Origin of the sequence: Nocardia sp. NPDC003269 (assembly GCF_042888005.1) — a bacterium.
Taxonomy (GTDB): domain Bacteria; phylum Actinomycetota; class Actinomycetes; order Mycobacteriales; family Mycobacteriaceae; genus Nocardia.
The window spans coordinates 458,704-471,623 of record NZ_JBIAPA010000003.1; the positions used below are offsets into that span (position 1 = coordinate 458,704).

At 70.6% G+C, this 12,920-nt stretch carries 14 protein-coding genes; 7 read left to right on the forward strand and 7 right to left on the reverse strand.

Annotated elements, in window-relative coordinates; genetic code table 11:
* Window positions 1–6: 6 nt before the first annotated feature.
* Window positions 7–1,017: a hypothetical protein gene (locus tag ACFYWJ_RS22100; protein WP_355272169.1), complete on the reverse strand. Its 1,011-nt coding sequence runs from the start codon at window positions 1,015–1,017 to the stop codon at window positions 7–9.
* 162 nt (window positions 1,018–1,179) lie between these two features.
* Between ACFYWJ_RS22100 and ACFYWJ_RS22105 the strand changes: the two genes are divergently transcribed.
* Genes ACFYWJ_RS22105 through ACFYWJ_RS22120 form a run of 4 tightly spaced genes read left to right on the forward strand, consistent with a single transcriptional unit; the run spans window position 1,180 to window position 4,798 of the window.
* Window positions 1,180–1,536 carry a hypothetical protein gene (locus ACFYWJ_RS22105; protein WP_355272167.1) on the forward strand — a complete coding sequence of 119 codons (357 nt, stop codon included), beginning with the start codon at window positions 1,180–1,182 and terminating at the stop codon, window positions 1,534–1,536.
* A gap of 6 nt (window positions 1,537–1,542) precedes the next feature.
* On the forward strand, window positions 1,543–2,076 hold the full coding sequence (locus tag ACFYWJ_RS22110) for a hypothetical protein (protein ID WP_355272166.1): 534 nt from the start codon (window positions 1,543–1,545) through the stop codon (window positions 2,074–2,076).
* A 2-nt stretch (window positions 2,077–2,078) separates the two neighbouring features.
* Complete coding sequence (locus ACFYWJ_RS22115; protein WP_355272165.1) at window positions 2,079–4,175, forward strand: MMPL family transporter; 2,097 nt, start codon at window positions 2,079–2,081, stop codon at window positions 4,173–4,175.
* Entirely contained in the window at window positions 4,172–4,798 is a 627-nt protein-coding gene (locus tag ACFYWJ_RS22120) for a hypothetical protein (protein WP_355272163.1), read from the forward strand. Before ACFYWJ_RS22115 ends, ACFYWJ_RS22120 begins: the two co-directional genes overlap by 4 nt.
* Window positions 4,799–4,849: 51 nt before the next feature.
* On the opposite strand, the gene ACFYWJ_RS22125 is transcribed toward ACFYWJ_RS22120, so the two are convergent.
* The 6 genes from ACFYWJ_RS22125 to ACFYWJ_RS22150 form a co-directional block, all read right to left on the reverse strand.
* A complete protein-coding gene (locus ACFYWJ_RS22125) occupies window positions 4,850–5,638 on the reverse strand; it encodes an SDR family oxidoreductase (protein ID WP_355272161.1) in 789 nt (262 codons plus the stop codon).
* 72 nt (window positions 5,639–5,710) lie between these two features.
* Window positions 5,711–6,286, reverse strand: coding sequence for a TetR/AcrR family transcriptional regulator (locus tag ACFYWJ_RS22130; protein ID WP_355272159.1), 576 nt, complete (start codon window positions 6,284–6,286; stop codon window positions 5,711–5,713).
* Window positions 6,287–6,343: 57 nt separating this feature from the next.
* Entirely contained in the window at window positions 6,344–7,243 is a 900-nt protein-coding gene (locus tag ACFYWJ_RS22135; protein WP_355272157.1) for a heme ABC transporter ATP-binding protein, read from the reverse strand.
* Window positions 7,240–8,361: an iron ABC transporter permease gene (locus ACFYWJ_RS22140; protein ID WP_355272156.1), complete on the reverse strand. Its 1,122-nt coding sequence runs from the start codon at window positions 8,359–8,361 to the stop codon at window positions 7,240–7,242. Before ACFYWJ_RS22140 ends, ACFYWJ_RS22135 begins: the two co-directional genes overlap by 4 nt.
* Complete coding sequence (locus ACFYWJ_RS22145; RefSeq protein WP_355272154.1) at window positions 8,358–9,371, reverse strand: ABC transporter substrate-binding protein; 1,014 nt, start codon at window positions 9,369–9,371, stop codon at window positions 8,358–8,360. The genes ACFYWJ_RS22140 and ACFYWJ_RS22145 overlap by 4 nt, the downstream gene beginning before the upstream one ends.
* 17 nt (window positions 9,372–9,388) lie before the next feature.
* Entirely contained in the window at window positions 9,389–10,366 is a 978-nt protein-coding gene (locus tag ACFYWJ_RS22150) for an aldo/keto reductase (protein ID WP_355272152.1), read from the reverse strand.
* Window positions 10,367–10,595: 229 nt separating this feature from the next.
* Here ACFYWJ_RS22150 and ACFYWJ_RS22155 point away from each other — a divergent pair, with 229 nt between their 5' ends.
* Genes ACFYWJ_RS22155 through ACFYWJ_RS22165 form a run of 3 tightly spaced genes read left to right on the forward strand, consistent with a single transcriptional unit; the run spans window position 10,596 to window position 12,917 of the window.
* Window positions 10,596–11,537 carry an undecaprenyl-diphosphate phosphatase gene (locus ACFYWJ_RS22155; RefSeq protein WP_355272150.1) on the forward strand — a complete coding sequence of 314 codons (942 nt, stop codon included), beginning with the start codon at window positions 10,596–10,598 and terminating at the stop codon, window positions 11,535–11,537.
* 31 nt (window positions 11,538–11,568) lie between these two features.
* A complete protein-coding gene (locus ACFYWJ_RS22160; protein ID WP_355272149.1) occupies window positions 11,569–12,279 on the forward strand; it encodes a histidine phosphatase family protein in 711 nt (236 codons plus the stop codon).
* A gap of 50 nt (window positions 12,280–12,329) precedes the next feature.
* Window positions 12,330–12,917, forward strand: coding sequence for a DUF3090 domain-containing protein (locus ACFYWJ_RS22165; protein ID WP_355272148.1), 588 nt, complete (start codon window positions 12,330–12,332; stop codon window positions 12,915–12,917).
* Window positions 12,918–12,920: the final 3 nt, after the last annotated feature.

A 12,920-nucleotide genomic window follows, 5' to 3' on the forward strand; every position in this document is an offset into this window, starting at 1 on the left:
CCGCCATCACTGCCCTCTCTTCCGCTCGTCCGCGCCGATCCGCTGCAGACCGTCGCCCGCGGCCGAGGCCACGAACAGGTCGCCGGTGCGGGGGTCGACGGTCACCGCGTCGGGCTGGCGCAGGGTCGGGAACCGCCCCACCTCGACACCGATCCCGGTCGACAGGTCGTAACCGACGACCTCGTTGCTCTGCGTGCAGGTCACCCACACCGTGCTGGACCGCGGATCGTAGGCGAGCGCGTAAGGCGATGATGCTACCGGGAAACGCTGACGCAGCACGAGCGGACCGGCCGAGTAGACCAGCAGTTCGCCGCCCGCGGTGTCGGTGACGATGATCCGTCCCTCCGGGTCGGCGATCGCGTTGGCCGCGCCGTCGCCTGCCCGCAGCATCAGCCCGAGCGCGTCGTCGCGCACGCTGACGACGGCGGTCTGCTTGCGGTCGAGGACGGTGATGTTCTCGCCGGTCAGGGCGATCGCGTCGGCCGAGACCAGGCCGGTGACGGTGCGCGCGACGCTGCCGTCGGGCCGCAGTTCGACGATCTTGCCGCCGGCGGTGCCGACCACCAGGTTGCCGTCGGTGCGCATTTGCACGCTGTGCAGGTCACCGTCGACGGGCACCTCGGTGACGGTGCCTGCGGCCACCTCCACCCGCAGCACCCGGCCCTGCGCGGCGACGAGCACTTCCCCCGGCTTGCCCTGGGCGAGCGCGGCACCCGCGGCGGGCAGGGCGACGGTGCGCGCGGTGGCGGGCGCGGCGGGGTCGATCAGCGACAGTGTGGTGCCCGCGGTGTCGAGCGCCGCGAGGCGTCCGGTCTCGCGTTCGGCCAGCAGGGCTTTCGTCGCGGCGGCGGGGACGACCCGCCCCGCCGGGGTGGTAGCCGTGGCGGGGGAGACGGCCGCGGTGGCGGGTTCCCTGGTCGGCACGTCCGGGGCGCCGTCCTCACCGGCGCAACCGGTCAGCAATACCAGTGCCGCCGCGCCGACCAGCGCTGAGGCGACCGAGCCGCGAGGGCGCATGCACCGAACTCCTAATCTCACGAGGTGACCGCTGATCACCATCTGACCATGATGACTCACCGGTAGCTCCGACCGGGTGGCGCGCGTCGGGCCTGTCGGTGGCGGGGGCTACTGTTGACGTGTCGACAATCCGTTACCGGCGAACGGCAGGAGATCAGCGCGATGACCGACCGGACAACCGCGGGTTTCGGCATCGATGACATCTCCGTCGGCCCCTTCGCCCACGGTTTCGGCACCACCGACGACGGCCGCCCCTTCACCTTCCGCACCCGCCGCGCCACCCTCACGGTGCAGATCTACCGTCCCGACCTGGGCGAAGCCGTGCCGGGCGCCGACGATGTGGTCGCCACCGCGCAGGCTCAGGTCACCGATATCGACCTCGGCGACGAGCGCAGCGTGACCGCGTTCGTGCGCGACCTGATCCACGACGCCGTCCCGGTCCCGACCGCCGTACCGCGGGACGCCACGACCGTGCGGAGCATCCTGGGCCGGATCAGCGCGGTCATTGATGGTATGTAGATGGTGATGTCTTCCACACTTTTCGCCAGGGCCGCTGCGGCCACCGCCTGCCTCACGGCCCTCGTCGCCCTCACCGCCTGCGGTGGCGGCACCGACGAGGCCTCGGTCGACGCCGCACGGTCCTCGGCCAACGCCTCCCTGTCCTCCTCCATCTCGGTGTCGTCGAGCAAGGCCAACGTGCCGCTGCCGACCGCCGCGGAACTCGACGCGCAGATCAAGCGCGCGCTCGATCCGAACCTGCCCGATGTCGAACGCACCGACCTGATCGAGGACGGCGCCGCGTTCAAGGACGCGATCCCCGACATGTACAAGGCGCTGCGGGACAACCCGCACGCGGTGTACGGCGTGGTCGACCCGGTCTTCGACAATCGTGACGGCACCCTGACCGCCACCATGCGCCTGGACAAGGACGGTTCGGGCACCAATATCCGCACCACCATCGTGCATTTCGTGCTGCTCGACGGGAAGTGGAAGATCTCGCGCACCGACCTGTGCGGCATCCTGCGCTCGGCCGACTACCGCACCGCCGCCTGCGGCTGACGATGCGGGAATCGCGTTCGATGCGGTGGGGCCGGTTCGTCCACCGCCACCGCTACCTGGTGCTCGGACTGTTCGTCCTGACGGTGCTGATCTCGGGCTGGTACGGCCGCGATATGGCCGGTCGCTACACCCAGGAGGGCTGGTTCGACGAGTCCAGCGAGTCGGTGGCGGCCTCGAAGCTCGCCGACGACATCTTCGGCCGTGACACCGACGGCGACCTGATCGTCATCTACACCGCGCCGCCGGGCACCACCGTCGACGATCCGCAGGTGCGCGGCCCCGTCGTCGCCGCGCTGGCCGACCTGCGCGAACGCTACGGCGAACGCATCCACAAGATCGACAGCTACTGGGACTCACCGTTCTCGGCGAACGCCTCCGATCCCACCAAGCAGCACGCGTTCGCCAGCATCGGCCTGGCCGGTGGCGGCGGCACGGCGACGGTCGAGAACTACCTGGCCCTGAAACCCCATTTGAACGCCGATGTTCCAGGGGCGGGACCGGGCGGGACGACCGTGCAGCTGGCCGGGCTGCAGCCGGTGGTCGAGGGCATCAATATCGGGATGCAGCACGACATCCGGCGCGCGGAGCTCATCGCGCTGCCGATCGTGGCGATCCTGCTGTACTTCGTGTTCGGCGGCGTGATCGGGGCCCTGCTGCCGGTGATGATCGGCGGGCTCACCGTCCTGGGCACCTCCGGCATCCTGCGCTTCCTCACCGCCCATATCGAGGTCAACGTCTTCGCCAGCGCGGTGATGACGCTGGTCAGCCTCGGTCTGGCGATCGACTACGGGCTCTTCACCGTCACCCGGTTCCGGGAGGAGCTGGCGGCGGGACGCAGCGTGGAGGAGGCGACCGCGCGCACCGTCGCGACCGCGGGCCGCACCGTGCTGTTCTCGGCCGCGATCATCGCCATCAGTCTCGGCGCGCTGTTCATCTTCCCCAACGGCGTCCTGCGATCGGTGCCCTACGGCGGTATCTCCGCGGTGATGCTGGCCGCGCTGCTGTCGGTGACGGCGCTGCCCGCCGCGTTGAGCATCGCGGGCAGGCGCATCGACTTCCTGGGCTGGAAGCGGTTCTCCCGCAGCAAGACCGAGGCCGAGATCGATGCCGGGTTCTTCTCCCGGCTGGCCCTGTGGGCGATGCGGCGGCCGTGGGCGGTCGTCATCCCGATCGTGCTCGGCCTGCTGGCCCTGAGCATTCCGCTGCGGCACATCGAGTTCGGCGGGATCAGCGAGAAGTACCTGGCCGCGGACAATCCGGCGCGCGTCGCGCAGGAGGACTTCGACCACCTGTTCCCCGGGTTCCGCACCGAACCGCTGAAGCTGGTCGTGGTGAACGCGACACCCCAGCAGCTCAGCGACATCCGGTACGAGGCCAATCAGGTCCCCGGGCTGACCGGCAGGTTCGAGCCCGCAGCGCCGACCAAGGACGGCGTCAACGTGCTCTCGGCCGGCCTGGGCGACAAACGCGACGCCGACCAGGTGATCGACACCCTGCGGGCGCTGCCCGAACCACCGGGCGTGCAGATCATGGTCGCCGGCATCCCGGCACTGGAACGCGACAGCATCAACGGCCTGATCGACGGACTACCGCTGCTGCTGGCGATCCTGATGGCCGCGGCCCTGGCGATGATGATCATCGCATTCCGGTCGGTGATCCTGGCGGTCAAGGCCGTCGCGATGAGCGCGCTCAGCCTGGTCTCCACACTCGGCGTGCTGACCTGGATCTTCGTGGAGGGACACGGGGCCGGGACCTTCCAGTTCACCCCCGGTCCGCTGATGTTCGCGGTGGTGGCGCTGATCGTCACGGTGATCTTCGGCCTGTCGACCGACTACGAGGTGTTCCTGCTGTCCCGGATCGCGGAGAAACGGGCCTCGGGCGCCGACGCGCCCGAATCCATCCGCTACGGCGTCGCCCACACCGGTGGCGTCATCACCTCGGCGGCCGCGATCCTCATCGTCGTCACCGGCGCCTTCGGCTTCTCCGACCTGGTCCTGATGAAATACATCGCCTACGGCATGATCGTGGCCCTCGTCATCGACGCGACGATCATCCGCATGGTCCTCACCCCCGCCCTCCTCAAGATCATCTGGCGGTGACCACCGGCGGGCTCCCGCATGTCCTGGGCTTCCTCCCCGGCACCGATACCGCGCGTGCGCCTCTGGTGCTGCTCCACGGCTCGGACGGCACCGAATCCGATCTGCTGCCGCTGGCCGGGGAGGTATCGCCCGGCGCACCGGCAGTGTGTATCCGGGGCACGGTCGCCACGGACGGCGGGTACGCGTTCTTCCGCCGCTGTCCGGACCGCCGGGTGGACGAAGCCGATCTGGATGCCCGAACGCCGGTGCTCGCGGAGTTCATCGAGGATTCGTGTGCCCGACTGGAGCTCACCCGGCGGCCGGTGGCGGTGGGGTTCTCCAACGGCGCGATCATGGCCGCGGCGCTGCTGATGGACCATCCCGGACTACTCGCGGGGGCGATCATGTTCCGGCCGCTGTCGCCCTTCGCCGACGATGCCCGCTACCGGTCGGATCGCACTCCGGTGCTGATCCTCGACGGCGCGAACGACGATCGCCGATCAGCCGGCGACGGTGGGCGATTGGCGGAACGGCTGCGCCGCGTCGGCGCACCGGTGACCCACCATGTGCTGCCTGTCGGGCACGCTGTCACCGCCGCTGACATCGCCATAGCGAGCGAATGGCTTCGGGTGCGCGAGCTGTGACGCCGAGGTCCGGCGGCAGGTCCGGGGCGTAGGCCTGCCGCCGGGTATCGGTTACGTGGTCTTGATGATGCCGCCGTCGATGACGAAGTCGGCGCCGACGATGTTGGTGGCCTTGCCGGAGGCGACGAAGGCGATCAGGGCGGCTACTTCCTCGGGTTCGGTGATGCGGCGTGAGGCGATGTCGAACTGGGTGGGGAGTGCGTCGAGGAACTGTTCCTGGGAGATGCCCTGGGCGGAGGCGAGTTTGGCGCCGATGCGGTGTTCGTCGCGCCAGATGCGGGTGCCGACGGGGCCGGGGGAGATGGTGTTGACTCGCACGCCCTGGGGGCCGAACTCTTCGCTGAGGCGCTTGCCGAACGACGCCAGGGCCGCCTTGGCCTCGCTGTAGCCGACCGGGCCCGAGCCGGGGACGTGGGCGTTGATCGAGGACACGTTGATGATGGAGCCGCGCCGCTCGAGCAGACTGGGCAGGGCGGCGCGGGTGGTCCAGATCGCGCTGAAGAGGTTCAGGTCGAGATAGTGGCGCCACTGCTCGTCGGTGCTGTGCAGGAAGCCGTCGAGGTCGAGCCACTCCGGATCGCCGCCGCCGACGTTGTTGACCAGGATGTCGATGCCGCCGACTGCCTCGAGGGCGGCATCGATGACCGAGACCGCGCCGTCACGGGTACTGAGGTCGGCGGAAACGGTGGCGGCCGAGACCTTGTCGAGTTCCGGGGTGATGGTGCGGGCCGCGCCGACGACCCGGACGCCGGCCTCGGCGAAGGCTTCGGCGACGGCGAGGCCGATGCCACGGGAGGCGCCGGTGACGACGGCGGTCTTGCCGGTGAGTGCGAGATCCATGGAGATACCTTTCTTGAACTACAGGTCAAATATTCGGGCAGTCGGAAGCCGCTCGATGGCGGGGGTGGGAAATCAGAGGACGGTCAGCGCGACATCGACGAGGCGGTAGAGCTCGGGGGTGTCGTTGGTCTTGGCCATGATCCGTAAGCCGGCGCTGGTGGTGAACAGCAGCGCGGCGATCGCGGCCGGGTCGACGGCGGCGTCGACATCACCGTCGCGCCGCCCCTGATCGATGCGGGCGGTCAATGCCGCGACGATGCGGCGCTCGATGCCGCGCAAGGTCGCGACGATCGTGGGGTCGCGGTCACCGAACTCGGCGGCGGTATTGACCGCCAGGCAGCCGCGCCGCAGGGGTGTGGTGAAGTCGAGGTCCACGGCGGCACGGAGGTAGGCGCGCAGGCAGTCGCGAGTGGAGCCCGGCCGGGACATGTAGTCCTCGGCCATGGCGACACCGTTGCGGCCGTAGCGTTCGAGCGCTTGCTCGAACAGGGCGCGCTTGCTGCCGAAAGTGTTGTAGAGACTGCCTTTTCCGATGCCGGTGGCATCGGCGAGCTGAGCGGGCGAGGTGTTGGCATAGCCGAAGGACCAGAACTGATCCATGGCGCGATCGATCACCGTGTCGGCGTCGAAGTTGCGTGGCCTGGCCATGATTCGACCGTATCGGTTCTAGACCTCTGAGTCAATAACTGGATCCGAGCAACCGGATCAGGCGTGGCCGCGCTCGGGCAACACGAGCTGCGCCCCGGTGACCGGATGGTCGAAGACATCGACGGGGTGGCGGTAGACCTCGGTGAGCAGGTCGGGGGTCAGAACGGTGCGGGGCGGGCCGTCGGCGGCGACGCGACCGGCGTCGAGGACGGTGACCCGGTCGGCGTAGGCGGCGGCGACACCGAGATCGTGCACGACGACGACCACTGCCGCGCCCTCGGCCGCACGGGTCGCGGCCAGGCGCAGGACGGCTTCCTGATGGCCGAGGTCCAGTGCGGCGGTGGGCTCGTCGAGCAGGAGGGTGGCGGTGTCCTGAGCGAGGACGCGGGCCAGGGCGACCCTGGCGCGTTCACCGCCGGACAGCGACGGGAAGATCCGCTCGGCCAGATGGGTGACGTCGGTGGCGGCCAGCGCGGCCGCGATCAGCTCGTCGTCGCGGTCGGCGGCGGGGGTGTGCAACCAGGGTGCGCGGCCCATCGCGACGACTTCGCGCGCGGTGAACGGGAAGCCGACCGCGTGGGACTGCGGCAGCACCGCGCGGCGGCGGGCCATGTCGGCGGGGGTCCAGTGCGAGAGCGCGTGGCCTTCGAGTTTCACGGTGCCGGAACCGGGTTCGAGTTCCCCGGCGAGCGCGGCGAGCAGGCTCGACTTGCCCGCCCCGTTCGGGCCGACCAGAGCGACGATCTCACCGGCCGCCACCTGGAAGTCGACGTCTTCGAGCACGGTCCGGCTGCCCCGGCGCACGGTCAGACCGACCGCGCGCAACGTCACGGTGCCGGGTTCCGGCCGCTGCGGGACATCGGGTGTCCTGGCGAACAGGCCGCGCCACGATCGGGTGCGTCGCGGCGGCGTGACCGGCGGGGCGAGCGCCGGATCGTGGGGTCGGATGTCGGTCATCCCCAGCCTCCCGCGCGGGCCCTGGTGCGGCGCAGCAGCCAGAAGAAGAACGGACCGCCGATGAGCGAGGTCAGCATGCCCAGCGGCAGATCGGCATTGTCGACGAGGGTGCGCGCGACGACGTCGGCGCCGAGCAGGATCACCGCGCCCACGATCGCGCTCAGCGGCACCAGCACCCGATGGCCCGGCCCGACCAGCATGCGCACCACGTGCGGCACGATCAGCCCGACGAACAGGATGATGCCGCTGAAGGCCACACCCGCGGCGGTCAGCACGGCCACCACCACGATGACCTGTCTGCGCAGCCGTTCGACATCGACACCGAGGTGCCGGGCCGCCGAATCACCGAGGGCGAGCAGATCCAGGCGTGGCGCGATCAGGACGGCAGCGAGGATCCCGACCGAGGCGAGCACGGCCACGATCGCCACCGACTGCCAGGTGGCGCCGTTGAGGCTGCCCAGCTGCCAGAAGACGATCTGGTCGCGCGCGGCGGGCGTGGCCACGAACAGCAGCAGCGCGATCAGACCGCCCGCGAACGCGTTGATCGCGACACCGGTCAGGATCAGTGTCACGACCTCGGTCCGCCCGCCCGACCGCGACAGCAGGTACACGAGCACGGTGGTGAGCAGTCCGGCGACGAACGCGGCCGCGGCCACCGACCAGGCCGCGACGAACGCCCCACCGACCACGATGACCGTGCCCGCCCCGACCGCCGCGCCCGCCGACACCCCGATCACGCCGGGTTCGGCGAGCGGGTTGGCGAACACGCCCTGCAGCAACGCCCCCGCCGTCGCCAGCGAGGCCCCGACCAGGATCGCCAGCGCCACCCGCGGAAAGCGCACCTCCCACAGCGTCACCTCGCCCGCCGGATGGGCGGGCAGCGGGCCGATGTCGAGGCCGATCCGGTGCGCGATGCTGCCCAGCACCTCGGCCGCGGTGGTCGGCACCTGCCCCAGCACCGCCGAGACCAGCGCCAGCACGACCAGGGCGAGCAGCGCGACGGCGAAGACGACGGCCACCCGGGTGGTCCGGTGCCGGGGGTGCGGCAGCGGGTCCGGCGTCGCGTCGTCGATCCGCGGGGCGTTCGCGGATCTCGTCAGGTCCGGGGCATCGCTCATGCCGGCTTGCCGTAGACGGCGTCGGCCAGGGCGGTGATGACGCGGCCGGTGTTGGGGCCGAAGCTGAGCACCACCGCGTCGGCCATGTCGACCACCCGGTGATTGCGACCGGCCGGGGTCTGGGCGATGCCGGGCACCTTCACCAGTCCGTCGACCCCGCCGACGGATTTCAGGCCGTCCGACATGACCAGCAGCACGTCCGGTGCCGCGGCGATCATCGCCTCGCTGGTGATGGCGGTGAACGGTTCCTTCACCCCGGACGCCGTGCCCGCGTCGATTCCGCCGATGGCGGTGACCAGCGAATCCGCGCCAGAGCCGGGTCCCGCGATCATGGTGATCGCGCTGCTGCGCAGGTACAGGAAGGCGATCTTGGGCTGCGGGTCCTGCTTCGGTACGCGGGCCGTGGCGGCGGCGATCTCGTCGCGGGTGCGCTGCCCGAGCGCGGTCCCCGCCTCCGGCACGCCGAGCGCGGCGGCGACCGCCTCGATCTGCGGGACCACGCCGTCCATGGTGCGGTCCGGGTCGAAGTAGACGACGTTCACGCCCGCCGCGCGCAGCTGTTCCCGGACCGCGGGGGCGGCGCTGGTGGTGTCGGTGAGGAACACCGACGGACGCAGCGCGAGCACGGCCTCGACGCTCAGGCTGCCGTTGCCGCCCGCCACGTTCGGCACGTTCGCCACCGCCGGGAAGGACGCGGAGGTGCTGCGGCCGACGAGGTTCGCGCCGAGCCCGAGCGCGTACACGGTCTGGGCGAGGGTGCCGTAGCGGTCGACGGCGATGATCCGCGAGGTATCGGTGACGGTCACCTCGGTGCCGTCGAAGGACCGCGCGGTCACCGGCAGCCGCGGCGTGGGCGCGGTGCCGATCGGGACCGGGTCGAGGTCGGTCAGCTGGGCGGTCACGGGACCGCCGGTGGTGGCAGTCGATGCGGTGTTGCCGCCTGTGCAGGCGACGGTGCCGGTCAGCACCGTCGCCGCGAGCATCGCCGTCAGCACACCACGCAGTCTCATGCAGGTAAGGCTAGCCATCATTCGGAACGGGCGCTCACATCGTCCAGGGCCGCCGCGATCGCGCGCGGCAACTCGAGGGTCTCGGCGGCCAGCACGCCGGTGAGCTGGCCGATGTCACGGGCACCGACGATCATGCTCGCGATGCCGGGCCGGTCCCGGATCCAGGCCAGGGCCACCGCCAGCGGCGAGGTGCCGAGGCCGTCGGCCGCGGTGACCAGCGCGTCCACCACGCGCGTCGCCCGCTCGTCGTCGAGCCTGCGCCGGATCTCGGCGGCGGTCGCCTCGTCCGCGCCTCGCGAATCCGCGGGCACGCCGTCGCGATACTTGCCGGTCAGAATGCCCCCGGCCAGCGGCGCCGAGGCGATGATGCCGACCCCGTGGTGGCGCGCGGCCGGGATCACATCGGACTCGGTGCCCCGCGCCAGCAGCGAGTACGGCGTCTGCGCCGCGGTGATCGGTGCGATCGCCGCCAGGCTGGCCAGCTGCCAGGCCGCGAAGCCGCGTACCCCGGCATACCGGGTGCGGCCGGTGCGGACCGCGGTCTCCAGGGTCGCCGCGACCTCGTCGAGCGGGGTGTAGGGATCCCAGGCGGCGATGCTCCAGATGTCGAGGTGGTCGGTGCCGAGCTCGCGCAGTGTGCGGTCGAGCTGGGCGAGCAGGGTCCGCCGCGACGCGTCGACCACCGGGCCGGTCGCCGCCGGCGCGGGCACGGAATCACCGACCCCGGCACCGGGCGCGTGCAGCACGACCCCCGCGCTGCCGCTGAGCACCAGCTCGTCGCGGGCGACGAGGTCGCCGAGCAGATCGGCCAGGATCCGCTGTGCCGCGCCGTTGCCGTAGACCGGGGAGGTGTCGACGAGCGTGCCACCGGCCTCGGTGAACGCCGCCAGCTGCACGGACGCCTCGTCGGCGTCGGTATGGGTCCCCCAGGTATGGGTCGCCAACCCGATCCGCGACACCCGGAGGCCGCTGCGTCCCACCGTTCGCTGTTCCATCACCGCGCCCGCGTTTTCGTCACGGCGACCAGCCTAATGGGCGGCCCCCGGCCGCCTTCGCCGACGACCCGTGGCGTCGCGCACTCTCAGCAGATCCCTAGGTGGGCGGGCGGCACCGGTGCGGCCGGGCGGGTAGGGTCGCTGCGGGATCGCGGCCCCACCCGGCCGCACGTGAAGCAAAAGCCCAGGAGGACGCGGTCTTTCGGGCGCGAGTCAGCAGGAGGACACGGTGGGCGAGTCGATGACCTGGGTACAGGCATTGGTACTCGGGCTGGTGCAGGGACTCACCGAGTTCCTGCCGGTCTCGTCGTCGGCGCACCTGCGCATCGTCTCGGGCGTGTTCTTCGGCGACGACGCAGGCGCCTCGTTCACCGCCGTCACCCAGCTCGGCACCGAGGCCGCGGTCCTGGTGTACTTCGCCAAGGACATCTGGCGGATCATCGTCGCCTGGTTCACCACCCTCGGCATGCGAATGCGCGAACGATCCCAGCGCGAGGTCGCGGTCGCCGACCGGGTCACCACCCGGCTGCCGGTGATGGATCGCAGCGCCCGCGACGCCTACGAACGCGACACCCAGCGCGAACTCGACTACCGCGTCGGCTGGTACGTGATCATCGCCACCATCCCGATCGGCGTGCTCGGGTTCCTGTTCAAGGACGAGATCCGCACCGGTGCCCGCAACCTGTGGCTGGTGTCGTTCATGCTGATCGCGTTCGCGCTGGTGATCGCCGCCGGTGAGCACTTCGGCAGCAAGACCCGCCCGATCGAGCAGCTGACCACCCGCGACGGCCTGGTCATGGGCCTGGCGCAGTGCCTGGCGCTGGTCCCCGGTGTCTCGCGCTCCGGCGCCACCTCCACCGCCGGTCTGTTCCTCGGCCTGCAGCGTGAAGCGGCCGTCCGGTTCTCGTTCCTGCTCGCCATCCCCGCCGTCACCGCCTCGGGCCTGTTCAGCCTCCCGGACGCGTTCGAACCGGCCGGGGAGGGCCTCAACGCGAGCGGCCCGCAGTTGCTGGTCGCGACGATCCTGGCGTTCGTCGTCGGCTACGCCTCGGTGGCCTGGTTGCTGAAGTTCGTCGGCAAGCACTCGTTCTACTGGTTCGTCGGGTACCGGATCATCCTCGGCCTGGTCGTGATGGGTCTGCTCGCCGCGGGCGTCGTCTCGGCGACCTGAGCCGCCGGACACTGATGGTTAGGCTGGTCCCATGACGGTGATCCTGCTCCGGCACGGAGTGTCCACGTCGAACACCGCGCGGACCCTGGCCGGTCGCACTCCCGGTGTCGAACTCACCGACCGCGGTACCGAGCAGGCCGCCGCGGTCGCCGACCGGCTGGCGACGCTGCCGATCGAACACATCGCCAGCTCACCGTTGTTGCGTTGTCAGCGCACGGTCGCCCCGCTCGCCGAGAAACTCGGCCTCGAACCCGAGCACGACGAACGGCTCATCGAGGTCGACTACGGCGAGTGGACCGGCCGTCCGCTGGCCGAACTGCTCACCGAACCGCTCTGGAAGGTCGTGCAGCGGCACGCCTCCGGCGCGGTGTTCCCCGGTGGGGAGGGCCTGGCTCAGGTCCAGCAGCGTGCGGTCGCCGCGATCCGCGACACCGAACGCCGGCTGTCCGAGCAGGCAGGCCGTGACGTGCTGTGGGTGGCCTGCGCGCACGGCGACATCATCAAATCGATCCTGGCCGACGCACTCGGCCTGCATCTGGACAGTTTTCAGCGGATCGCGGTGGAACCCGCCTCGATCAGCGTCGTCCGGTACAGCCCGGTCGGGCCGTCGGTGTGGAAGTTCAACGACACCGGCGCCGACCTGTCCGCCCTCGCCGTCACCGCCCCGCCGACTCCCGGTGGAGAGGTGAGCAATGGCGCGGGCGCGGATAATAGGAATGCGGGACACCGCGATTCTCCTTAGAGGGAGGGTGTTCGTGAGTGTCGAACAGGGTCACGTATCAGGAGGTGCATGTGTCACGCGCAATCCATGTATTCCGCACCCCCGATCGTTTCGTCGCCGGTACCGTCGGTGAGCCGGGCGATCGTTCGTTCTACCTGCAGGCCGTGCAGGAACCGCGCGTGGTCAGCGTGCTGCTGGAGAAGCAGCAGGTGAAGGTGCTCGCCGACCGGATGGGACTGCTGCTCGACGAGGTGGCCCGTCGCTTCGGCGCCGAGGTCCCGCCGCAGGGCGAGGACGTGCGCGATGTCGCGCCGCTGGTGACCCCGATCGACACCGAGTTCCGGGTCGGCACCATGGGTCTGGGCTGGGACGCCGACGCGGGTGCCGTGGTGGTGGAACTGCTGGCGATCACCGAGACCGAGGTCGACGAATCGGTGGTGCTCGACGACACCGAGGAGGGCCCCGACGCCGTGCGGGTGTTCCTGACCCCGATCCAGGCCCGCGAGTTCGCGTTGCGCTCGGCGCGGGTGATCGCGGCGGGCAGGCCGCCGTGCCCGCTGTGCGGTGAACCGCTCTCCGCGCGTGGGCACATGTGTGTGCGCACCAACGGCTACAAGCGGGGCGAGATCTTCGGCGCGGCCGAGCTCGAAGAGGAGTGACCC

Coding starts and splice junctions, on each gene's coding strand:
- ACFYWJ_RS22100 (WP_355272169.1), bottom strand. CDS start 1,017: ATGCGCCCTCGCGGCTCGGTCGCCTCAGCGCTGGTCGGCGCGGCGGCA.
- ACFYWJ_RS22105 (WP_355272167.1), top strand. CDS start 1,180: ATGACCGACCGGACAACCGCGGGTTTCGGCATCGATGACATCTCCGTC.
- ACFYWJ_RS22110 (WP_355272166.1), top strand. CDS start 1,543: ATGTCTTCCACACTTTTCGCCAGGGCCGCTGCGGCCACCGCCTGCCTC.
- ACFYWJ_RS22115 (WP_355272165.1), top strand. CDS start 2,079: ATGCGGGAATCGCGTTCGATGCGGTGGGGCCGGTTCGTCCACCGCCAC.
- ACFYWJ_RS22125 (WP_355272161.1), bottom strand. CDS start 5,638: ATGGATCTCGCACTCACCGGCAAGACCGCCGTCGTCACCGGCGCCTCC.
- ACFYWJ_RS22130 (WP_355272159.1), bottom strand. CDS start 6,286: ATGGCCAGGCCACGCAACTTCGACGCCGACACGGTGATCGATCGCGCC.
- ACFYWJ_RS22135 (WP_355272157.1), bottom strand. CDS start 7,243: ATGACCGACATCCGACCCCACGATCCGGCGCTCGCCCCGCCGGTCACG.
- ACFYWJ_RS22140 (WP_355272156.1), bottom strand. CDS start 8,361: ATGAGCGATGCCCCGGACCTGACGAGATCCGCGAACGCCCCGCGGATC.
- ACFYWJ_RS22145 (WP_355272154.1), bottom strand. CDS start 9,371: ATGAGACTGCGTGGTGTGCTGACGGCGATGCTCGCGGCGACGGTGCTG.
- ACFYWJ_RS22150 (WP_355272152.1), bottom strand. CDS start 10,366: ATGGAACAGCGAACGGTGGGACGCAGCGGCCTCCGGGTGTCGCGGATC.
- ACFYWJ_RS22160 (WP_355272149.1), top strand. CDS start 11,569: ATGACGGTGATCCTGCTCCGGCACGGAGTGTCCACGTCGAACACCGCG.